The sequence below is a fragment of the Mariniphaga sp. genome, assembly GCF_041687215.1.
In the GTDB taxonomy this organism is placed as follows: Bacteria; Bacteroidota; Bacteroidia; order Bacteroidales; family Prolixibacteraceae; genus Mariniphaga.
In genome coordinates, this window is the sequence record NZ_JAWLCI010000026.1 from 14,134 (window position 1) to 36,485 (window position 22,352).

Consider the following 22,352-nt stretch of genomic DNA (forward strand, 5'->3'; position numbering starts at 1 on the left):
TAATGAATGAATTGTATTTCATTTTTTAACCATGTAAAATTACCGGATCCTCTCCGGGCGGTTGTGGAGAATTGTATCAATGAGATGGAATTTTGTGCCAGTTAAACCGAATATTAAGAAAAGGGCACAGGGGTTCGCCATATGACAATGGGGGATTGAATTGTTTATTTATTGCTTTGCGATTTGAATTTCGCGCCATCCGCGAGATTAATTCATGGAGGCCGTTTCGGCCACAAACTGTGACGGAGTTTTCCCAAATTGTTTGTTAAAGCATTTGCTGAAATATTGCGGATCATTGAAGCCTACTTCGTAAGACACTTCTGAAATGGTGAGTTTATTCTGCCTTAAAATTTGTGCAGCACGTTTCAGCCTGATAATTTTTATAAAATCGTTGGCACTTTGGCCGGTTAGGTTTTTCAGTTTCCTGTAAAAAACCGAGCGGCTCATTCCGATTTCTTCCACCAGCCGGTCAACATTAAAACCGGAATCGGAAATGTATTGTTCTACAATTTCAAGCGCTTTTGTCAGGAATTTTTCATCAGGTGAAGTAACTGTTACCTCTTTAGGTGTAATGGAAAGTTCTTTGCTAAACCGCTGTTTCAGGAGTTTGCGGGTGTCAATCAGGTTTTTTATCCGGGCCGAAAGTATGGTGGCATTAAACGGTTTGAAAACATAATCGTCGGCGCCAATCTCAAGGCCTTTCAGCTTGTAATCGTCGGTGGTACGGGCGGTTAGTAAAATGATTGGAATGTGACTGGTTTCGAGGTTACTTTTGATTTGTTGACACAACTCAAGTCCGTCCATTTCCGGCATCATAATATCGCTGACAATGAGGTCGATGTTACTTTTTTTAGCCAGCACAAGGGCTTCCTTCCCGTTTTCCGCCTCCAGGATGTGGTATTCATTTTTAATTTCCTCTGTAATATAAAGCCTTACGTCGGAATTGTCTTCCACTATTAAAACTGTAGGTTTTTTTTGATCGCCTGGAAATTCTTCCTTTTCGTTCTTTATTTCTTTCCAGTCTTCCAGGGTATTAAGCGGCGCAATAAAGTTGTTTTCGGCATAAATGCTGTCCACAATTTCATTGGCTTCGTAGTTTTCTTTTTCAATGGGAATGGCCACGGTAAATGTTGTTCCCTGCCATTTTTCGCTTTTCACCTGGATATCGCCGTAATGAATATCCACCAGGTTTTTGGTAAGGGAAAGTCCCACGCCGCTGCCCTGCCAAACTTGCGAACTGTTTCCTTCCACCTGGTAAAAACGGTCGAATATACGCTCCATGTTTTCTTTTGAAATTCCCCTGCCATTGTCGGAAACAGAAAAAACACCATATTTTTTTGGAAAAGAACTCGCTTTTGTAAAACGTTCTTCTGCATCCACAAAAATGGAGATTTTTCCTCCGGGTGGAGTGAATTTGAACGCGTTGGAGATGAGGTTGAACAGGATTTTTTCCACTTTGTCGCGGTCGAACCAACCGGTAACTTCCGGTTTTTTGCAATTGAAAGAATAATTGATTTTCTGACGTTTGGCCAGTTCGTTAAAACTGAAATAAATATCGTGTACAAATACAGAAAGGTCGTTGTTTGTAACCCGAAGCTTCATGCGGCCGGTTTCAATTTTTCGGAAATCCATAATTTCGTTAACCAACCTCAACAGGCGCAGCGCATTGCGGTGAATCAGTGAAAGTTGTTCCTGGATTTCGTCCTTTATGCTGCTGTTCAGCATTTTTTCTACCGGCCCGAGGATTAGTGTCAGCGGGGTGCGAAACTCGTGTGAAATGTTGGTAAAAAACCGAAGTTTCATTTGGTCGGCTTCGTGCACTTTTTGCGTCATCAGTTCCACCTGGTCGCGCTGAAACAGAATTTCCTGTTTTTGTTTTTCCAGCTCCAGGTTTTTCGATTCCACTTTCGATTTTTGCAACTGCAATTCGCGGGTGCGTTCGGCCACCAGTTTTTCCAGTTCCATTTTCTGATGCTTGATCATCCGGGTCCGAATCATAAACAGTACGGTAAATCCGCCCCAGATAAGAAATACAATGATGGCCCGGAACCACCAGGTTTTCCAGTAAGGAGGAAGCACAGTCAGCTTCACCGATGTGCCCTGCTCATTCCAAAGTCCGTCGTTGTTTGAACCTTTCACAAAAAACTCATATTCCCCGGGGTTCAGGTTGGTGTAGGTTGCGGTTCGCTGGTCATTCACATAACGCCAATCTTCATCGTAATTTTCAAGAAAATAAGCATACTGGTTTTTTTCTGATTTCGTAAAATTGAGTGCCACAAATTCAAAGGTTAACACTGAAAAGTCGTAAGGCAGCACAATTTCTTTCGTTGCAGATATGTGTTTGTCCAGAATATTTTTTTTATCACCTAGTGAGACGGGTGCATTTTTAATTTTCATTCCGGTAATTACCACGTTGGGAATAAAAGGATTGTCCTGAATTTCAGCAGGATTGAAAATATTGAGGCCGTTAACACCGCCAAAAAGAAAATCACCGTTGGGCGCGGCAAAACAAACGCCGCGGTTAAATTCGTTTCCATGCAAACCATCGTGAATATTGTAATTCCTGAATTCCCCGGTTCCGGGATTAAACTTCGCCAATCCTTTGTTGGTACTAATCCAAAGGTTGTTTTCATCATCCTGCAAAATGCCGTTTATCACATTATTGGGAAGTCCGTCGAGGGTGCTGTAATGAATAAATTGTTCCGTTTGGCGGTCGAACCGGTCCAGTCCGTCTTTGGTACCCACCCAAAGGTTTCTGTTTTTATCCTCAAAAACCACATGCACCAGATTGTCGATAAGGCTGGCCGGATTTTCATCGTTTCTTCTGAAGTGTGTTACTTCTTTGGTTAACGGATTCACTCGTTTCAGGCCGTCACCGTAAGTTCCCACCCAAATAAAACCCTGGTAATCGCGGCAAATGGATAAAACCGAATTGTTGCTTTTTGTTCCCTTTTCGGTGATGTCGAAATATTCATATTCCCGTGTTTTTGGGTCGAAAAGGTGAAGGCCGGATCCCCAGGTGCCAATCCACAATTTTTGCAAAATATCGGGGTAAATGGTCCAGACTACATTGCTTTTTTCTCCTGAAGGAGCAATAATCTCCGGCATTCGTTCAAATTTTCCGTTTGAGGGATCAAAACGCGACAACCCGCCGCTAAACGTGCCTATCCAAAGTTTTTTTCCGGCTCCTTTAACAATCGAAAGTACCACATTGTCTGGCAGGCTGGTTTCATCTGCGGGGTTGTTATCCCAGGTTGTAATTTTTCCTGAATTTCGGTCTAATTTACTTAACCCGCCTTTTTCAGTGCCCACCCACACAGCAAGCGATTCGTCCTGATAAACGGCTTTTATATCGCTTTTGGGCAACGAGTTGGGATTGTGCTGTTCGTGTCTGAAAGTTTGGAACTTTTTGGAGAGCCGGTCAATTTTATTGATTCCGCTTTTGAATGTTCCGAACCACAAATTTCCGGTTCGGTCTTCAAAAATGGAGGTGACCACATTGTCTGAAAAGCTACCCGATTGATTTTTGTTTCCGTGCACTTTTGAGAAGCTTTCGATCTGCCGGTTAAAAAGCAAAATCCCGGCTCCATCGGTGCCAATCCATAAGTTGTTTTGGCGGTCTTCGTAAATATTTCGCACATGAAAATTTCTTCCCGGAAATTCGGGCCAGCCTTCCGGTCTGAAATGCTTAAATTCCCCGGATGTATAATCAAATTTCGACAGCCCCCACAAAGAACCTACCCACAAATCACCTCTTCGGTCAACAAAAACTTCCCAAACAAAATTTCCGGGGATTGGAACCGAAGAATTTACGAAAAGCGGAACCTGCCGAAAAGATTTGTAGAGTCTGCTGTACCTGAAAAGGCCATTTCCTCCGGCAATCCAGATATCACCCAGCCTGTCTTCTGCAATGGCTTCTGTTTTTCCGAAAGGAATACCAGCCTGCAAATCCACGCTTTCAAATTTTGATTCGTCTTTAATAAAACGGTCCACGCCCTGTTCGGTTCCCAGCCAAAAAATGCCTTCCGAATCTTCAAATATTTCGAAAACCTGGTTGTTGGAAATGGAAAATGGTTTTGAAGGATTTTGCAAAAAGTGGGTGAATTGTTGCGTTTCGAAGTCGAAGCAGTTCAAACCGCCACCATAAGTGCCAATCCAAAGCATTCCGCCTTTGTCTTCGTAAAGCGATAAAATGGCATTTTTGCTCAGACTATTGATGTTGTCTTTTTCATGACTGAATCGTTCGATGATGTACCCGTCGTATTTATCAAGGCCGTCGTTGGTGCCGAACCACATAAATCCACGCCGGTCCTGAAGAATGGCATTTACCGTGCTTTGCGATAGTCCTTCTCCTGTGGTAATGTGTTCAAAAACAATTTCCTGGGCATTTGCATGAACTACAAAAGCTATTATTGGGAGGAATAAAATATGTTTCAATTTTCGGTTCATAGTAAACGTACAATATACAATTTTCCCTGTTTTTGACACACCATTACAAAAGGGCGTGGTTATTTCAGCTTAGCTTTGTTCAAAATTAACAAGCCCGATGAAAAAAATAAAATTCAAATTTAACCTAATTGAAGTCATTATAAATATAGTGATTTTGCTATTGCTTATTGTTTTGATATTTATTCTTTAATTTCTTTCCACACGGGTACATCATTTTCAAATTTAACCGAATACCCCTGCATGCCCTTGCTGATTTCCATTTTGCCATTTTTTACATTCACAAAAGGAGAGTCATAAACAGCACCTCCGGTAAAGTTGTCCCAGTTGATTTTTTTATCGTTGATTTCGGCTTCGCAACGCAGTTTCTCCGGAATATATCTCATTTTTAATTTTTCTCCGGCTATGCTGGTGTATTCCACCTCCGGATTTTTTACTCGGTTTGAAAATTTGATTTTCGTATTTTTTTCCAGAAAGGCGTGAAAATTCTCAAGAGTTCCAAACTTTTCTTTTTCTCCGGTTTCGATAATGTATCCGGAAATTTCACCTGGAAAGTGGAGCAGGTGATAATCACTGAAAAACCGGGCTGCACTTCCATCCATTTTTTTCACCATATCTTTAGCTGGGGCAATTTTCTCCGATTTTTCAGTCAGTGGAATTACGGCAACAAACGTTTGGTTTGCTTCCATCAGCCAAATGCCTTCTTTTTTAACCGGTCTGAGTTTAATCGGATAATAAAACCACGAGCAGGTAGCACCCTGATTGTTTTCCCAGAATTGCTGAAAATCTTCTGCTTTTTCCCCACTGATTGGCTCCACAGGTTTAAGCGGCTTTTTACCATATTTTTGCCGGTTTTTCAATTCAAAATCTTCCCCTTGCTCAGTTTCAGGAAGATGCCACAAATTGGCGCGTACAATTTTTGAATGCAGCGGTGCAATCACCGTGTCGGCACCCGGTATGTTTTTTGTTGGTGCGGTTAACAGAATCAGTGTTCCTTTTGAATGCAGCGTTTGTGTGTATGGGCTGTGTCCTGAGGTGCTTCTGCGCATGGGGTGTCCGCCGCTAAAACACAGCGGGCTATCGGTTCCCTCTACCACCAGCGACCAAACCATCTGCTGGTTCGGATTATCAACAATGGTCATTTGAATATTTCCCATCGCGTAGGTGTTGGAACAGTAGAATGTTTCGGCAAAGGCATGTGCGCGATCCATGTGGTAAAACGGCCGGCTTATTTTTGCCTCAAACGGCAAAGGAATGTTTTTGGTGGTGATATCGCATATTATTTTGTTGGGACGGTAGGAAGTGGTGGTTTGCTGAATTTGCGTATGCACATCATCCATTTTTCGGGAAGTGTGGTTGAAAAATGCCCACTGCATGATTTCCATTTCGCCCGGTTTGTTTTGCGCCAGGTAGCCCCGTTTTTGTGCCCCGGCAATGGTGCCGTCAATTACCTTTAATCCGTAAGTGGCAAAATAATAATCGAGCAGGAATTTGGCAAGTTGCCGGGTTTCTTCGTCGGGCGAAAAGTCGTACAAATTCAAAAATCCTTCGATGCTGTGCGGGTAATACACCTGTGAATCGTATTCACCGTTTCCGGTTTGCAGAATTCGTTTCGCAAAATCCACCAACATTTCTTTCGTCAGTTTTTCGGTTTCTTCTGTTGAATAACCCGAAATTTTTGCCGAATCGGGAAACAGTTGTGCATACAACAAAGCGGATGTACGCCACATGGTTTTGTGGTTTTCAGTCCCTCCGTCGATGGTATTGCCGCCCAGCAGTTCGCCCGGTTCCCCAACCAGGTTGTGGTTTTTGGAAAGGTCGAGCCACTCATCTCCGCCGTCGGAAGGCCTGCGCGATTCGGAATAACTGCCAACCCAATGAAAGAATTTGCTTTTCCATTCATCGCCCATTTTGTCAGCAAGCAACGGATAAAACCGCGCCCAGTTTTTGCAGGCAAAATGGTATTGCTGGCGCAGGTTCCCGGGGATGCCCAGAAAAGCTTTGGCACGCTCCGAATCCTGGTTTAACAAAAGAGCCGCCGTTGCAAGAGGAAGATCATATTTCAGCGGGTCTCCGCCAAAGGCCGTGATTTCGCCTTTTTCGTTGCGAGCTTTGGGTCCAAAATAGCCGGTAGGTCCTTGTTTATAAGTACGACCAGTAAAGGGCGAAATGATGGTTTCTCCTTCCATCGCCCATGTTTTTACCGACAGGCCAGTGTCGGGACATTTGGAAATTGCCAGCGAACGTTGGCCAAAATCAAGTGCGGCAATGCGTTCAGGCATAGGCGCCATTCTTTGCTGAAACCCTGCTTCGTCGGGATAGGTGGAGCAATCCCAATTGTTTTGGCCACCCGATTCTTCAGAAAAAATTATTCCCGCAAGCACAAAAAATATGATTTTTAAGCAACGATTATTCTTCATTTTGTCAATAGTCTTTTTTCAATCCTTTCTGCTTCTTCAATCAATCCGCTGTCCGTTATTATATCAAACGTACAAATTTTGGCCAACACATTTTTCAAACCCGTTTGGTATAATTGCGAAAAGTTTTCATCTGCCGGATGCATTTTTCCTTTTTCATCGGTTGCCCTAAACCGGCAGCCGTAAATAAGTGCAACCAATATTTTATCGTAGGGTACATTCATTTCCTGCGCCAGCCGGATTGCCCCAACCAGTCGGTCGTTTGGTCCCAGTTTCCTTGGCAGGTCGCAGCCAACCCTGAAAATGGTGTCGCCAAGGGCCCGGTTTTGAAAACGGGAGAGCAAATCGTTCATGTGTGCATCCAACGATGCTGAAGTAAAATCATCCGGATATTTTTTTATTAGTGCATTGGCCGACTGCTGCATAGTGGCTTTCACTTCATTGTAAATTTCAGGTACTTCCAGGGCTTCCCATAAATAAACGAATTGAAGATTGTAAAGGTATCCCAAATATGCTGCGACAGCATGGCCCAGGTTATGGATGAACAGTTTCCGGTCAACCCAGGCTTGAATGTTTTCTTTGGGTGCCAGCCCTGCAATTTTGGGTATCGGATTTTTAAACGCTTTTTTATGGAGAATGAGTGTGTTGTAGGGTTCAGCAAAAACCTGAAGCTGGTCTTCTTCCATATCTTTTTGGGTCATAATCGGAACCATTTTGCCGATGCTGGTTTCCACCAGACCAACCAATTTCTGAAAAGGATAAGTGGGTGACAGCACCTTTTTCAGTTCTTTTTCAAAATAGGTTGCTGCATTCCGAAGGTTTTCGGCCATGATGATGTCGAGCGGTTTATCCGAATGCTTCTGATATCGGTTTTCCAAGCCTTTGGCTAAAAGAGGAAAAACTCCCGGCAATCCGTTTTGGCCGACCGCCGTTGCCATAATATCCGCTTCACAAATTTCATTGATTACAGAAGTTTCATCTCCGGCCAAAATTCCCCTCACATTTTTCACGAAAATAACCGAATCAGACTCACTTTTTATCACAACTTTATATTCCCTGCGACGGTTGAGTTCGTCGATTACCGGTTTGTAAACATCCACGAAAATTACCTCGAAACCATCAGCCGAAAACAACTGGCCAATAAATGAACGACCTATTTTCCCTGCCCCGAAAAGCACCAGCTTTTTCATTTGTGTCTCCGTTGTTTGTAATACGCTCCAATCAGATTTTCAATTTCCCGTTTTTTTTCTCCCGGTGTATTTTCAAACCAGGTTCCGCCGTGGTAGGAGCAGGCAAACCCACCGGAACAAATGCCGGAAACAACAGCTTCTTTCAGGCTAATTTTTTTCTGCGGATTTTGTTGCATTTGCTTTGCGACCGATGCAATTACGCCACCCACAAAGTTATCGCCGCAGCCGGTGGTGTCGCCTTCGTATTCTCTATTCCTGATTTTTTGGGTAACCACGTTTGAAACTTTCAAACTTCCGCTTTCTCTGTCGAAAACTTTTCCATCGGAATAAAAAAAAACGGGCTCAGCACCTTGTGTAATAACAAACGCAGAAGTTTTGGCTGTAAAAAAATCAGTTGCTTTTGAAACAGTCGGTTTTCCACTGATTTTCAGCGCTTCTTCCTTATCCATAATCAAAATGTCGATGTTCGGAAAACTCCATTCTGAATCGCCAACCGGCCAGGGTTTTTCCGGGTTTTGTTTTTCATTCCGGAAATCAAAAACCGTGTTGACCAGGGTAAAAGCACCTTTGCTTTTGGCTTTTTCCAGCAATACATGCAGGTTGTCGTGCAGGTGGGGTGTGATGGCTGTTCCACCCAAACAAACCATATCCGATGCGAGAAAAGAACCGGGCAAAAACTCCGGGGTTAAATCCCATGCAGCGCCAATGTTGTTGATAAAAGTGCGTTCGCCATGACCGTTGTCGAATTCAGGATCCGAAAGTACGTGGGTAAAAGGTGTGGGCTTTTTGCTTTCAGCGAGGTATTCTGAAAAATCCACCGGTGTTTCTTTCAGCAGTTGCCTGATTTTATCTGAAGTTTCATCCTTTCCCGATATGCCTATAAACTTTACTTCAAAATCATCATCCTGCTCCAGCATTTGAGCAGCATGAATGAGCGAAACCAGAGACGGCCCGCCAATATTAAACGAAGCAGCCCGGCTTCCTTTGGTTAATTCATTCAGAATTTGCGAGTAAGGAACTTTTGCGAACTGTTCCAGTTCCTCCGTAAACACCAGCTTACCAGGACTCAGTCCGCCGTCACCCGGTTTTTGGGAACGGTATTTTTCAAATGCCGGTGAATGAAACGACACATTCGTGTAAAGAAAATCAGCCAGCGCGCAACCGGTTCCGGAAATGATAAATTTCTTGTTTGCCATTGCTACAGGTAGTTTGGGTAATCGGAAACCAGCAGATGCAGGGGCGTTTCATCTTCCTCTATTTCGGGGAAACGGCCTACCGGCTGATTAAACCGGTTGTCGGTATTGTCGTCGTTAACGGCACTCACTTCTCCCACCAAAACTTTTCCCTTGCCCGATTCGCCGTAAAAACGATGATAAAGGCCCTGTTGGAGGCAAATGCTTTCGCCAGGAGTGAGTATGATTTTGTCGCCGGCATTCAGGTTGCGCATCACGCCATCAGTTTTTACGGTAAACGGTTTATCCGAAAGCTGCTCATTTTCGTCGGAGGCAAACAATTCAATGACCAGGTTTCCACCACCCCGGTTAATGATGTCCTCCATTTTGCTCCAGTGAAAGTGCATGGGCGTTTCCTGCATCCCTTCCACAATCATCACCTTTTCGGCATACGGTTTTTTATCTTTTTTGATGTTGCCGTTACGTATGGTAAACAGAATGAGGCCACGCCGGTGGAAATCGCCGCTGCCAAAATCGGTCAGGTCCCAGCCCAGCATGTTATCCACAATTTCGGAGCAGGTGTTGTATTTCCCTTTCCAATCCTGTGGTTTCCAGAATGCCCAGGGCGGCAAATAAAAATTCATTTTCCGGAAAAAATCTTTCGATTGCTGAATAAGTTGGTTGATTTCACTGCGTTTCATTTGTTTAAATATTTTGATAAAAGTTCATTCCAAAATCTAAAAATAATCTTTGTATTCTAAAAATTGCAAATAATTTGCAATCAATTGTTTAAAAGAATGAGATAATCTTTTCCCAAATCATGCAACTGCAATTTATTTTCAATCGCATAAGCTGTTGCCAGACCGGCTGCTTCGCCCAGCATCATAAAAACCGGTTCCATTCGGATGGAGCCATAGGCAATATGCGATGCCGACAAACAAACCGGTACCAGTAAATTGGTGCATTCATCCCGTTTTGGTAAAATCGCCCGATAGGAAATATCGTAAGGTTCAGGGACTTTAATTTGCACATCCCCCTCGTTAACCACCATGCCATTGATAACGTGCCTGTCGCAGTTGTGTGAATCCATGTTGTAGGAGCCCCGGGCGATGCAATCTTTCACTGTTTCTTCCGACATGCAATGGTGCTCGGTCATAACCAGTTCGCCAATCATACGCCTCGATTCCCTGATATACAACTGGTGCGGAAAGTGATTATTTCCCGTAAATTCATCTTTGGGCCAGCCATACTGCAGCATCTGCTCTTTCACATGGTCGGGCACAGCCGGGTCGTGACCCAAAAAGTAAATGATTCCCCTGTTGTAATCTTCAATCCGTTTGGCTATTTCTTTTCTTTCCCAGTACCCTGCTTCCGGGTAATCCCAGTTTTCGCCAATCATATCGAGCGAAAATCCACCCTTGTTGTTGATGTCGGTTTTATTATTGGGCATTTCAATAATACGCAGGTAAAGTTGCCATATCCGCTGAACCCAACCCATGGAATCCCGTTGCTGAATGATACGTCTCAATACTTCATAATGTGCCGGGTCGTAATTATCGGGCTTGGTAACCGGAATCATGTTTTCCGGGTCGGTTGTCATGCAGAGCCTGTAGCAGTAAGCCTGTATTTTTTTGTCGCCGCTTCCCTGTTCTTTTACCGGCACGGGGCTTACTCCCCGGATTAGTCCGCTGGTGCTGTCACCAGGGACAATATACGGGTCAATTCCTTTGGGAACCTGGTTGTCGCGGCTTATCTGCACTCCGTTCCAGGATTCTCCATATTGGCTGTTTGGTTCCCTGCCAATGGTATAGCTCACTCCGGCAAGGGCCATCAAATCGCCCTCGTAACTGCAGTCGATAAACATTTTTGCCGCAACTGTAATATCCGGTTTGTCGTGCTCATAATCGTGTAAACGGATTGTATGGATTTCCGTATTGTTTTTTTCAACCCCGATAACACTGTAGTCAAACAGGACTTCAATACCTGCTTCGCTGATATAGTCGTTAAAAACTTCTTCTGCCACTTTAGGTTCGAAATGCCACGCTACATCTTTCAGTTCGTATTTTTTTCCAAGCCGCAGGTAGTAATCGCGCGCCAAACCTCCCACCGCTTTTTCGTCGCCAATGTCGGTGGCTCCCAGTCCGCCAGACGAAAGTCCCCCGAGGTTTCGGCCCGGTTCAATTAACAGAACGGATTTGCCGCTCATTTTAATTTTGTATGCTGCAATAACTCCGGCTGATGTGCCTCCATAAACACAAACATCAACCTTGTAACCGGGTTTTTGATTTTTGGAGTTTTTACATCCTAAAATTGTCATTAGAAGTACAGACAGGCAAATGAAAATGTTTCGATTTAGCATTTTCAAAAATTTATTTGTTTTTTTATCGATTGAATTCCGGTTTTTGAAAGATAAATCATTTCCATTTCCCGGCCATCAAAAACAATCTGTTTTGTTTCAATAAAGTCATTTTCTACAGGCAGCAAAAAACAGGTGTAGCGTTTGGTAACGCCAGAAACGGCATCCACAAAAAAGGAATTTTCTCTTCCTTTAAATGAATGGGTTAATCGTTCCTGCGGTGAAAAGGTATCGCCAAGTCCGGTGGTTCCAAACTCGAGTCCTTTGGCCCATACTTTCCCGTTTTTTGTACCGTGCCAGATATGGAGCCACGGGTAATCAGAGGTTTTCCAAACATAACCAACCAGCAGGTTTTTATCTGGAGTAGCAGCCGTTACCCATCCAATAGTATCGTTTATGATGTGTGTGGTTACAAATTCATCGGAATAGCCGGAACGTCTCATGTCGATTTTGTTTTGCAACGTATCAGAGTACCCATCAGGCCAGGAGTATGCATATTCATCCAGTGAACGGGATATGAGCGCCTGATTGAAACCTTCGCCGGCATTGCTGTTTACAACAGTGTTTTCATTCAGAAATTCGCCTCCCAGAGTAGCATGTTGCACAACGGCAGTAAAACGCCCGGATTTCTCCGGATTAAAAAATGTTTCTTCCACTGTAAAACAGGATTGGTTTTCCACCAACCTGATGGTTCGTTCAATTTGCCAGTTTTCAAGTGGCGCTGTGAATGACATTTTCAAGACTCCTGCTTTTGAAACATCCTCCAGTTTCCACCATTGATTTGCCGGCTCGCCATTGTGCGGAATACCGGCAGCAATTTCTCCCGGAGTTGGGCCGCCCCACCGCCCAAAACAGAGAAAGTGTCCCTGGAAAGGCGCTCCGCTCCTGTTGTTTACAGGCATCTCTTCAGGTGTCAACTGCCAATCAAGTGGATTCAGATTTTGATTGTTCAATGATAATGAAGTTAGCGCTCCGCCCCAAAGGCTGACATTAATTGTAACCAAATCGTTTTTAAGAATTTGAATGGTATCCCGGCCTGTCGAATCACCCATACTTTCCCGTTTTGTTTGGTGGCAGGAACAGAAGGAAACAATCAGGATTATTCCATTGATAACCAGACCTGACCGGTTTTTACAGCCTAAAAGGTTTTTTAAAAACATCATTGGGTTAAGTATTCTTTGTTTTAGCATTTTTCGTTTTATTCATCGTTCAAATCTTGAAGGTTTATGGATTTCGTATGTTCTCATTCCATCCAAACACTTACCCCTCCGGGTTGAATCTCTCTTTCACCGAAAATCAGTTGGGTATTTTCCGGGATGGGTAAACTTGATGTTTCCGAGGTGTAATTCACTCCCACCCAGTATCCATCACGCCATTCCACAAAAACGTATTCGGGCAGGTTAAGGATTTCAGCACCAGCATTTTGATAAATATTTCGAAGAATTTCTTTTTCGAGCGTTCCATTTTCGCTCCAGGCACCCACGTAAGTTACTGTTCCTTTTCCCAGTTTCCGGGAGATTACGGCGGGTGTTTCTGCATAAAACTGATCCGCGTAAGTGGCAAGGGTTTCGGTTTCGTGGTAAGGTGAAAGCCATTCTCCCCAAACGTTCCAGGAGTGTTCCGTTTTATTTGTTTTTACTTTCCCTTTTATCCGGGACGGCAGCTGGTCGTTGTCTTCAATTTTTGCCCCAATCAGATCCCAAATTGGTTGCTGCAACAGCGTTTCATGAAAATGGCCGTTATTGTCTTTCTGCCCGGCCCGGCAGCTTAAAATCAGGTTGCCGCCTTTTTCAACGTATCTTTGCCATTTTTTTACCAAACCTGCATCCACCATCGAGTGGGCAGGCGCAACCATAAACGGGTATTCCGTTGGGTCAAAATTGTCGTTTTCCTGAAAAAAATGAACCGGTGCGCCCATTGTTTTGAGTGCAGAATAATAGGTGTACCAGTGCTGCCAGGTGTCCCATGCCTGTGAATGTGGACTAGCTTCCATCTCCCATAAGTTATCCATTTTCCACAAAAATGCGGTTTTTCGTGAAAGCAGCGATGCAGGTACTGTTATTGAAGCTTTATATTTTTCCTGAAGTTCTTTGATTTCGGCAATGGCCTGAACGTATTCTTTTCCACCACGGGCAACGGTGGTCCCATTTGTTTCCATAATTCCCTTGTGGGTTTGTTCACTTCCGAAAAGGGGTTGCCGAAAACGGTAAGTACAAACAAATTTATCTCCCAGTCCGAAGCTATGCCAAATCCACATGCGCACTGCACCCGGCAGCGGCTGGGCATTGTATTGCCCCCAGTTAATTTGTCCGGGCTGTAATTCCATTATACCGGTAACTCCTTCCACCGAACGCGCCAACTCGTTGCTGAATGAGAGCTCGAGGCCGCTGCCAAGCCGGAAATTTAAATCACCCTCCGGATAGTTCAGAAAAGTACTGAGCAGATACATGGTATGCGAGGCAAAGTCGAGGTCACCCCGGTTACGGAACGGGTCAACCGGCGGCAGAAATTTATAATAGGCAAAGTTGGTGGTAATCCATTGGTTGGACGAAATAAGTTTTCGGAGCAGTTGAGCTTGAAATCTTACCGATTCGGCCAGGGCATCGGCAGTGTAGCGTTTAAAATCGAGAATTGCATGTGGATTGGTTGACGACTCAACGGCATTGGGAATCCGGATTTGGCCAAAATGGTTAAAGGTGCTGCTCCAGAATGCCGCTCCCCAGGCCTGGTTCAGTAAGGAAATATCGTAGTTATACTTTTCTTTTAGCCAACTTTTGAAATCGTCCTGTGCAAATGCCGAGTAGTCGTAAATGGTGCCAATGTGAGGTTCGTTGTCGATTTGCCATCCCCAAATCCGTTCATCGTTCCCGTATCGTTCGGCCATTTTGGTAACGATGCGTTCGATGTATTTTCGATATTCCGGGTGGCGCTGGTTGGCATGAAGCCGGTTTCCGTTGGGTGCCGAACGGATTCCGTTTTCGTTTACATTCAGTACTTCCGGATATTTTTCGGTAAGCCAGGCGGGTGGGCAGGGCGACGGGGTGCACATAATCACTTTTAATCCGTTTTTTGCAGCCTCAGCCAAGCACCAGTCGAGCCATTCGAAATCAAATTTCCCTTCTTCGGGTTCCAGCCGGGCCCAGGCAAACTCTGCAAAGTGGGTAAATTCGAAACCCAGGTCAGCCATTTGATTTAAATCGCGGTCCCACTGTTCGTGCGGCCAGTGTTCGGGGTAATAATAAGTACCGACGGGCATATTTCCTTTTCCGGTGAAAAATTGTTCGTTGTTTTGGGCATAATTAGATACAAAAAAGAAAATTAGCCCAATAATCAGAACATTCTTTTTGCAGTTTTTTTCAAATGTTTTCATTCGTTTTCTCCTTCAAATTATGAAGAGTATTTTTTGTAAAAATTTAATTCCGCCAGCCATACTATTTTTTACACCTTATCCACCGGCCACTGTATCCTTCCAGTTCAATGGCGGAAGGATCGATAGTTTCGCCAGTTACTGCATCGGTGAACGAATGGTAACGGAAACCGGAAAATGTTAGCGAAGTAACTTTGGGTTCATCGTCGTTGATAAAGAAATAGTGGTCGGCATCGTGAGCAGCCAGCCGGTAAACAATCGAGTTCGGACAGGAGTAAGGCGATTCTTTTCCGTTGAGTGTATGTTTCAACGTCCAGTTTTCCATAAAATCATTTCCGGGTGATTTCATGGAGAAAGCAGCATCGGCACCCAGAATAACGGCTGTTCCTTTTCCAAGTTTATTTTCAGTAACTGATGGCTTGCCGTTTTGGAAATGTTCAATCACTTTTGCTGAAGTGGGTTGAATGTCCATCACAAAGCCATCCAATACATGTTCCCCAATTTTCCAGACAACATTATTGGAGTACTGAAAATCGGCAATGGTTGCACCGAAAATTCGTTCAAATGCCGAACCAATTCCGGTATCAAGCACTTTCCCGTGTTCTGTCCACCAGCCACCGGGGGCATCGATTACCAGCCGCCCGCCCTGTTTGATATATTCCTCAAAAAGAGGAAAAAGTTCCTTGTTTATGGCGGCCTGCGCAGGCATATAAATTACTTGATAGCGCGGTCCCAAACCAGCTTCCAAATCGGATGGGGTTACATGTTCCCAGGGAATATTAGCATTGATAAGTGCCCGGCTGATTCCAATTCTTGCCTGCACGGGGTAGTTTTTAAAATGAGTACGTCCGGGACCGGCTACCCCTGACCAAATTGCCTCATTGTCCCAGTTCACGAAAACACCAACGATGGGCTCCTTATGTGCGCTCCAAATTTCATCGCGGTACTTGTCGGCCGCTTTGGCAATTTGGCCGGCGCGGATGGCTCTTTCCGAAGGTTCGTTCTGGCGGTTCAGCAGCGCGTATTCTCCCGACTCCCAACCTGCCCGGCGGTAATTCCATGCCCAAAGGCCGACGCCTTTAAAACCACCTGCCAGATAAGACAGCAACAACTGTGTCATGGTTCCGGAGTTCACGGTAAAACCGGGTGTTCCTTCCTGTCCTTTGCGGTCCCAGCCTTTGCCACCGCTGAATTGCTGTGGTCCGCCAGTGCTCTCCCATGTGGATGCCCAGCCACCTTTAAACCAGTCGGTAGCTATGGAAGACTGCATATAGATGGCTCGAGCTACTTCGTAATTCACTTCCTCGAAATGCCAGGCGAGATGAATCGAGGGATAAAAAGAGCCGCGGTCTTTCATTAGCTCGGCAATTCCTTCCATGTCGGTTCCACGCGAGGCAAACGGCAGGAACAAACCCATTTCACCGCCTGCCCTTACAGGCTGTTCCGGGTGGGTTGATACTTTTGTCGCTTTCAGGTATTCTATATTCATGTCGGCTTTATAGCGGAGGATATCGCGCACCTGCCCGTATTCCCTGCCTGCCGACGGTACAATTTCATCGGAACCGGGTATCGTTTTTACCAGGTTATCGTTTTCAAAATCATCCCATGTTTTGTAAGGTTCACCTTTGATACCTACTTCATATTGATTCCAGGCATCAGACAGTTCTTTAACATAACTATACTTTTGCTTTACCCATGCTTTAAAAGGTGCCTCATCTTCGGGGCGTAAAAAAGCATCGGGTTCATGAAAATAGACTTTATCGTCATATTCAACCGGATTTTTTTTCCATGCTTCCAGATGTTTGTATAAAACTTCTTTTTGGTATTCCAGCATTTTTGGGTGTTCACGGGCTTCCAGGATACTCATATTTTCCGAAAGACCAAGTTTCTTGAGTAATTCAGATGTAATATTTTCCCATCCGCCTTCACCGTACCAAAACGGGATAATGCCTTCTTCGAGGGCAATTCTCAAAGTTTCATGTTCCGGCCATTCGGGTGTACCCATGGTTTGTTTGAGGTTGGTAAAACCAAGTTCTTTCATCATGCGGAAATGGTGCCGCATATCTTCCTCAGTGCACCCGGCCCAGGGAAGAAAAACCACTCCGAACGGCATGGGCGCAATTTGCCTGAACTTTTGCTGCATTGGCGAATCGTGCAGCGCATCGTATTTATTATGGAGGAAGTCGTGATTTGGTTGGGCTGATGCCGGGTTCACAATCCGTAAAGCAAAGATTGCAACCATCATAAATTGAGTAATCGTATTGAACATTTTTATCGGTTTTTGATGTTTAAAAGTAATTCATTTAAATTAAATACAGGCTGCCCTGATTGACAGCCTGTATAACTAACCTAAACTATTTAAAATCGGGCGAAAGTCCGAATTTTCTATTTAGTTATCGTAGGCTTTGTTTAATTCCTGTTCACGTTTGGGAACTGCCCAAAGCCATTTTTCCGAATTCCATGCCAAAGAACCTGAACCTCTGTCACCATTTGGAACATCCATACGCAATGCCCGCAGGTAGGTTACCCTGTCTCCTTCAAAATTGAGTTCTTTCCAGCGCTCATTGTGAATATCGTTTTCAGTCACATTCTGCAGCGGTTCCAACCCTCTGCTTACACGAACCTTATTTAAATCGGAAGCTGCTCCTGCCTGGTCGCCTCCTTTTAACCTGATGATTGACCGGGTTAGATAAATTTCCGGCAATCTGAAAATGGGAATGTTTGTTCCCAGACGGTTGTTGGGATCACGGTAATACTTGTTTCCCCAAACATAAGGACGGGTTGTGGCAAATTGGGTTTCATAAATTCCATCGTTGGGAGTTGCATAATCGGCAGGCATATTTGAGTTGGCCAGGTAGCGGTGGTAAAGCTGATTATACCGTTTATCTGCCAGGGCTTCCTCTGTAGGCTCCTTTGTTGCGGGGTCCTGCCAGCCAACGGTTTCGAGGAAATAATCGCTGCAGGTCAGCGTTCTTCCGGCATGGTTATCGCCATATCTTCTGCATTTCGAAAATCTTTCGGCAATCCACTGGTTCTTCCAGCTTCCAACACCATCCCCTTCGTATTGCAGATAAAACCAGATGACTTCAGTTCCTTCGCCCTCAAATCCGTAAGCTTTATTGAATGCTTCAACCGGTTCATGGTCAAGCGAATAGTAGCCTGTTGATTCGGCATAGTTGATAATATTATCGCAAAGCTGACGGGCTTTTTCAAATTCATTCATCTGAAAATAGACCCGTGTTAAAAGAGACATGGCTGCATACTTGTTGGCTCTCCCGTATTGATAGGACGGATGGTGAACACCTTGTTCAAATTTTTCAGGCAATACTTCAATTGCCCGCTCAAGGTCTGCCACCATAATGTCGTAGATTTGTTGGGTGGTTGCCAATTCGCCGTTAACGGCTTCTTCAAAACCGGATGGTATTTCATTCAAAAGGCGGATTCGCTTCGTGTCGTTCGCCCCGCTGGGATCATACATAGGAACAAACATGGTGGACATCATCCACCAGGTAAAGGCGCGGCAAAAACGTATCTCACCTTCCTGGCGCGGAACCTGGTCTTTGTTTATGTCGAATGGGTAGGGATTATTGTTTTCATACGATTCCATAAATCCGATGGCATCAGTATGTGTACCAAGTGCCATATATCCGGTATTGAACGTTGCATCAGGATAACTAATGTTCAGTTCGCTGCGGCGTTCATACAAATCGCCGGTGGTGGCATCAGTTCCAAAATTCGGATTATAGTAAAGTCCGTCTGAAGTGGCATCTAGTGTAAGACGTTGCGCCACAAACGGATTCCGACCTGAATTGTTTCCACTTAACAGCCAGTATGAACCTATGACTGCATTTTCAAAATCAGTGACTGACGGCCATGGCGCTTCACGGGGATATTGTCTGTCGAAAAATCCCAGATCACTGTCCTTTTCACAAGCTACAAGTGCTGTAATCAGGAAAAAGATGATTAAATATTTATATGATTTCATAAGACAAGTTTTTAATGATTTTAAAATGTGATGTTAATACCGAAGTTGTACGATTTTAATGAAGGTAGGCCCGACCCCATTACACCTTGCGTAAGGTTTCTGTTTTGAGGGTTGCCATCAAGGTTTACGCCTTCAGGATCGTAGCCTTCATATTCTGCGGTCCATGTCCAAATGTTATTTGCTGAGATGTAGGCATTCAATCCTTTCAAATTGAGTTTTTCAACCACGCTCTTATTGAAAGTATAATTCAAGCCAAGGGTCCGGAGCCGGATGTAATCTCCTTTTACCAGGTATTGATCGGTATTTTGTCTTGGCGTAAAGTTTTCCTTTTCTTTTATAAGATTACCATTGTCGTCGTATAAATCGTATTTTTCGTCGGCAGTTAAACCTGGCAGGTTTGCATTTGTGTTGTTGGCCGACCATGTTTTCCCTTTCAAATCGCTAACCATATTTCCACCCACACTATGAAGGGCTTTGGTCACATTGTCGTAAATGTAATTTCCGCCGGCAAAAGTAAAGGTAAACGACAATTCCAACCCTTTATAGGAAAGCGCGTTGCTGAATCCGCCAAACCAGGTTGGCATACCTGTTTTTCCTTCGTGGATGATGCGGTTGGTATTGGTATTTCCGTTTGTAGCCGGTATTATAACATAATCTCCGGTATCCGGATCGATGTATCGTTTCATGTAGTTCGGATTGAGCTCTTCGGTATCATTCCCTTCATTGTCTTTAATGAATTTGTTGTTATCAGCCTGGTAAATCAGCGGGTAACCGTATTCCGGATGAATTCCTGCAAATTCATTCAGGTACCATTCACCCAGGCTTCCACCGGTTCTCGAAACCGTCATACCGCTGATGATGCCGCCTCCCTGTTCGTCCAGTTGCGGATTCAGTTTCAGAATTTCGTTTTTGTTGGTAGTGATGTTAAACGCAGAAGTCCACTTGAATCCGTTTTTATTCACATTTATGGTATTTACATTGAATTCCAAACCGTAGTTTTTCATGTCTCCGATGTTGGCCCATATCGATCCGTCTTCTCCCCATGAAAACATACCAGATGAAATGGGAATGGGAACGGAGAGCAGCATGTCTTCAACCATCTGATTGTAGTATGCAATTGAACCGTTTATCCTGTTTTCAAAAATACCAAAGTCAATTCCGAAATCAACCGAATTGGTTGTTTCCCAGGAAACACTTCTTACAGCAAAACCTGAAAACGAAGTTCCTTTGGCAACCCCTGCACTTCTCTCACCATAGCGCATCCAGTCTAGGTAACTCGGTGTATCCAGGCCTCCCGGAATATTTGCATTTCCGGTTTGTCCGAAACTTCCCCTGAGTTTCATGAAATTGATTTGTGAAATATTTTCCATAAAAGCTTCATCAGAAAGAATCCAGCCGGCCGAAAATGCGGAAAAAGTTCCCCAGCGGTTTTCCTCAATGAAGTTGGAAGTTCCGTCGCGACGGAAACTGAAGCCCAGCAGGTATTTATCCATAAACTTGTAATTGCCTCTTCCAAAATATCCGCGCAGGTATTCCTCTCCTCCAAAATAGCTTCCAATACGAAGCGGATTGGCCGGATTTCCTACCTGTTTTGCTGTGCCGGACAATTGATCGCCTTCGATATAGGATCTTTCGGTGGAAATCATTTCCGATTCGCTGCCCACTACCAGACTGATGTTGTGGTTGCCAAAGGTTTGGTCGTAATTGGCTCTGATGTTGTAAGCCAGGTGTCTGTATTGTGTTTTATCATCAAAAGCATAGGAACTTTGCCTTCTTACCACGGTATTCGACCAGAAAATGCTGTGGTCGTGCATCAGGTCAACAGAAGCTTCACCTCTAAGGGATAAACCCTGTACCCATGGAAGGTTATAAGTTAAACCGGCGCCACCCAGCACTCTGTATTTCATTGCCTCTGTGCGGATATTGGCCGGGTCGTTGGAAGCCACCAGGTTGTAGCCCGAAAGCGTATTCCAAAGTTCCGAAGGATTTTCGGGATCGTACAAAGGCATCCACGGTGGAGTACTTAAAGCTTGTGAAAATCCGCCGCTTGCAGTATTGTTATTTCCTCCCGGCGCTCCACCGTCTGGTCGTGCCCGGTTATTGATGTATGTAAAATTAAAACGACCATCCAGTTTTAAATCTTCGGTGAGGGCAAAATCCATATTCGACCGGGCAGAAAACCTCTCCAGCGAACCGTTTTTAATGACACTTTCGTCTTTCCGGTAATTTCCTGACAAATAATAAGACCCTTTTTCTGTTCCGTTGGTGGTTGAAAAATTGACGTCTTTGTAATTGCCGGTCCTTAAAATCTGGTCAAACCAGTTCACATTTGTTGCCAGAGCCTGTGCTCTGCTTAGTGTAACTGAATTATCGATGCTGTTTACATTTCCGTGAACCACCGGATCGTACTCAATGGGGGTAAATCCCGAATTTGCCCTTGCAGTTTCCATAATATCGAACCACCGGTTGGTATTGGCCAATCCGAAATCATCGGGATGTCTGGTTAATGTGGTAACTCCTGTTGAAACAGAAACAGTGGATTCGGCAACTCCCTGTCGCCCGGTTTTTGTGGTAATAATAATAACACCGTTTGAACCACGCTGTCCGTAGATAGCTGTTGCTGCAGCATCTTTCAATACCTCAACAGATTCAATATCATTCGGGTTAATGGTTGACAAAACACCCACTGAACTGGCTGAGGACTGACTGATTGCGCTGCTGTTATTCAGGTTGCTACCCACAATAATTCCATCAATAACCCAGAGCGGTTCTGTAGCAGACGAAAGCGAGTTTGTCCCCCGAATCATAACCCTTGCAATGGCGCCGGGAGTACCTGACGAACTGGACACCTGCAACCCCGAGGCTGTTCCCTGCAATGAAGCATCGAGCGATGGAGATGCCAATGATGTGATTTCTTTCCCGGTTACCTGGGCTACCGACCCAATTACATCTCGCTTTTTCCGTGTACCATAACCCAAAACCACAACTTCTTCCAATCCCACCACATCTTGTTTCATGGCGATATTCATGTTGCTCTGAATATCTGCCTCCTGAGTGAGCATCCCCACAAAACTGAAAACCAGTTTTTCGGCATTTGAAGGAACCAAAAGGCTAAAATTTCCATCGATATCAGTGATTGTACCCTGACTGGTTCCTTTTACCATTATTGTCACTCCCGGAATGGGTGAACCGTCCTCCGCTGAAGTGACTTTTCCGTTAATACTTCTTTCCTGAGCCTGAATAGTAAAAATCAGGAAGGAAAAAAAACTTAATAGCAGAAATTTTTTCATACTTAATTAGGTTTAAAAATTTAAATTAAAATTTGCAGGGTAAAGAAACAGACTGAAAATAAAAGTAGTGGGGAATATCGTCTCAAAAGCAGGTATCATTTGTTTATGGATGATTTTTCTGGTTTTATA

General features: G+C 44.3%; 11 protein-coding genes. All 11 read right to left on the minus strand.

Going from position 1 to position 22,352, the window contains the following annotated elements:
* Positions 1 to 207 precede the first annotated feature (207 nt).
* Positions 208 to 4,437, minus strand: a complete 4,230-nt coding sequence (locus ACESMA_RS10780) for a two-component regulator propeller domain-containing protein (protein WP_372948820.1) — start codon at positions 4,435 to 4,437, stop codon at positions 208 to 210.
* Between the two features lie 191 nt (positions 4,438 to 4,628).
* A complete protein-coding gene (locus ACESMA_RS10785) occupies positions 4,629 to 6,866 on the minus strand; it encodes a hypothetical protein (protein ID WP_372948821.1) in 2,238 nt (745 codons plus the stop codon).
* Entirely contained in the window at positions 6,863 to 8,053 is a 1,191-nt protein-coding gene (locus tag ACESMA_RS10790; protein ID WP_372948822.1) for a hypothetical protein, read from the minus strand. Before ACESMA_RS10790 ends, ACESMA_RS10785 begins: the two co-directional genes overlap by 4 nt.
* Entirely contained in the window at positions 8,050 to 9,249 is a 1,200-nt protein-coding gene (locus ACESMA_RS10795) for a carbohydrate kinase family protein (protein ID WP_372948823.1), read from the minus strand. The genes ACESMA_RS10790 and ACESMA_RS10795 overlap by 4 nt, the downstream gene beginning before the upstream one ends.
* A 2-nt stretch (positions 9,250 to 9,251) precedes the next feature.
* On the minus strand, positions 9,252 to 9,926 hold the full coding sequence (locus ACESMA_RS10800) for a D-lyxose/D-mannose family sugar isomerase (RefSeq protein ID WP_372948824.1): 675 nt from the start codon (positions 9,924 to 9,926) through the stop codon (positions 9,252 to 9,254).
* Positions 9,927 to 10,006: 80 nt separating this feature from the next.
* Positions 10,007 to 11,584, minus strand: coding sequence for an FAD-dependent oxidoreductase (locus ACESMA_RS10805; RefSeq protein ID WP_372948825.1), 1,578 nt, complete (start codon positions 11,582 to 11,584; stop codon positions 10,007 to 10,009).
* Positions 11,585 to 11,586: 2 nt separating this feature from the next.
* A complete protein-coding gene (locus tag ACESMA_RS10810; protein WP_372948826.1) occupies positions 11,587 to 12,633 on the minus strand; it encodes a hypothetical protein in 1,047 nt (348 codons plus the stop codon).
* Between the two features lie 191 nt (positions 12,634 to 12,824).
* Positions 12,825 to 14,951: a beta-galactosidase gene (locus ACESMA_RS10815; RefSeq protein ID WP_372948827.1), complete on the minus strand. Its 2,127-nt coding sequence runs from the start codon at positions 14,949 to 14,951 to the stop codon at positions 12,825 to 12,827.
* Positions 14,952 to 15,012: 61 nt separating this feature from the next.
* Positions 15,013 to 17,217 (minus strand): beta-galactosidase trimerization domain-containing protein, encoded by a 2,205-nt coding sequence (locus ACESMA_RS10820; RefSeq protein WP_372948828.1) that lies wholly within the window; start codon positions 17,215 to 17,217, stop codon positions 15,013 to 15,015.
* Positions 17,218 to 17,337: 120 nt separating this feature from the next.
* Positions 17,338 to 18,933: a RagB/SusD family nutrient uptake outer membrane protein gene (locus ACESMA_RS10825; RefSeq protein WP_372948829.1), complete on the minus strand. Its 1,596-nt coding sequence runs from the start codon at positions 18,931 to 18,933 to the stop codon at positions 17,338 to 17,340.
* A 20-nt stretch (positions 18,934 to 18,953) separates the two neighbouring features.
* Entirely contained in the window at positions 18,954 to 22,223 is a 3,270-nt protein-coding gene (locus tag ACESMA_RS10830) for a SusC/RagA family TonB-linked outer membrane protein (protein WP_372948830.1), read from the minus strand.
* Between the last annotated feature and the right edge of the window lie 129 nt (positions 22,224 to 22,352).

Excerpts from the sequence above, each read along its gene's own strand:
- ACESMA_RS10800 (WP_372948824.1), bottom strand. The coding sequence starts at position 9,926 with ATGAAACGCAGTGAAATCAACCAACTTATTCAGCAATCGAAAGATTTT.
- ACESMA_RS10805 (WP_372948825.1), bottom strand. The coding sequence starts at position 11,584 with ATGCTAAATCGAAACATTTTCATTTGCCTGTCTGTACTTCTAATGACA.
- ACESMA_RS10785 (WP_372948821.1), bottom strand. The coding sequence starts at position 6,866 with ATGAAGAATAATCGTTGCTTAAAAATCATATTTTTTGTGCTTGCGGGA.
- ACESMA_RS10825 (WP_372948829.1), bottom strand. The coding sequence starts at position 18,933 with ATGAAATCATATAAATATTTAATCATCTTTTTCCTGATTACAGCACTT.
- ACESMA_RS10790 (WP_372948822.1), bottom strand. The coding sequence starts at position 8,053 with ATGAAAAAGCTGGTGCTTTTCGGGGCAGGGAAAATAGGTCGTTCATTT.
- ACESMA_RS10830 (WP_372948830.1), bottom strand. The coding sequence starts at position 22,223 with ATGAAAAAATTTCTGCTATTAAGTTTTTTTTCCTTCCTGATTTTTACT.
- ACESMA_RS10810 (WP_372948826.1), bottom strand. The coding sequence starts at position 12,633 with ATGGGTGATTCGACAGGCCGGGATACCATTCAAATTCTTAAAAACGAT.
- ACESMA_RS10795 (WP_372948823.1), bottom strand. The coding sequence starts at position 9,249 with ATGGCAAACAAGAAATTTATCATTTCCGGAACCGGTTGCGCGCTGGCT.
- ACESMA_RS10815 (WP_372948827.1), bottom strand. The coding sequence starts at position 14,951 with ATGAAAACATTTGAAAAAAACTGCAAAAAGAATGTTCTGATTATTGGG.
- ACESMA_RS10820 (WP_372948828.1), bottom strand. The coding sequence starts at position 17,217 with ATGTTCAATACGATTACTCAATTTATGATGGTTGCAATCTTTGCTTTA.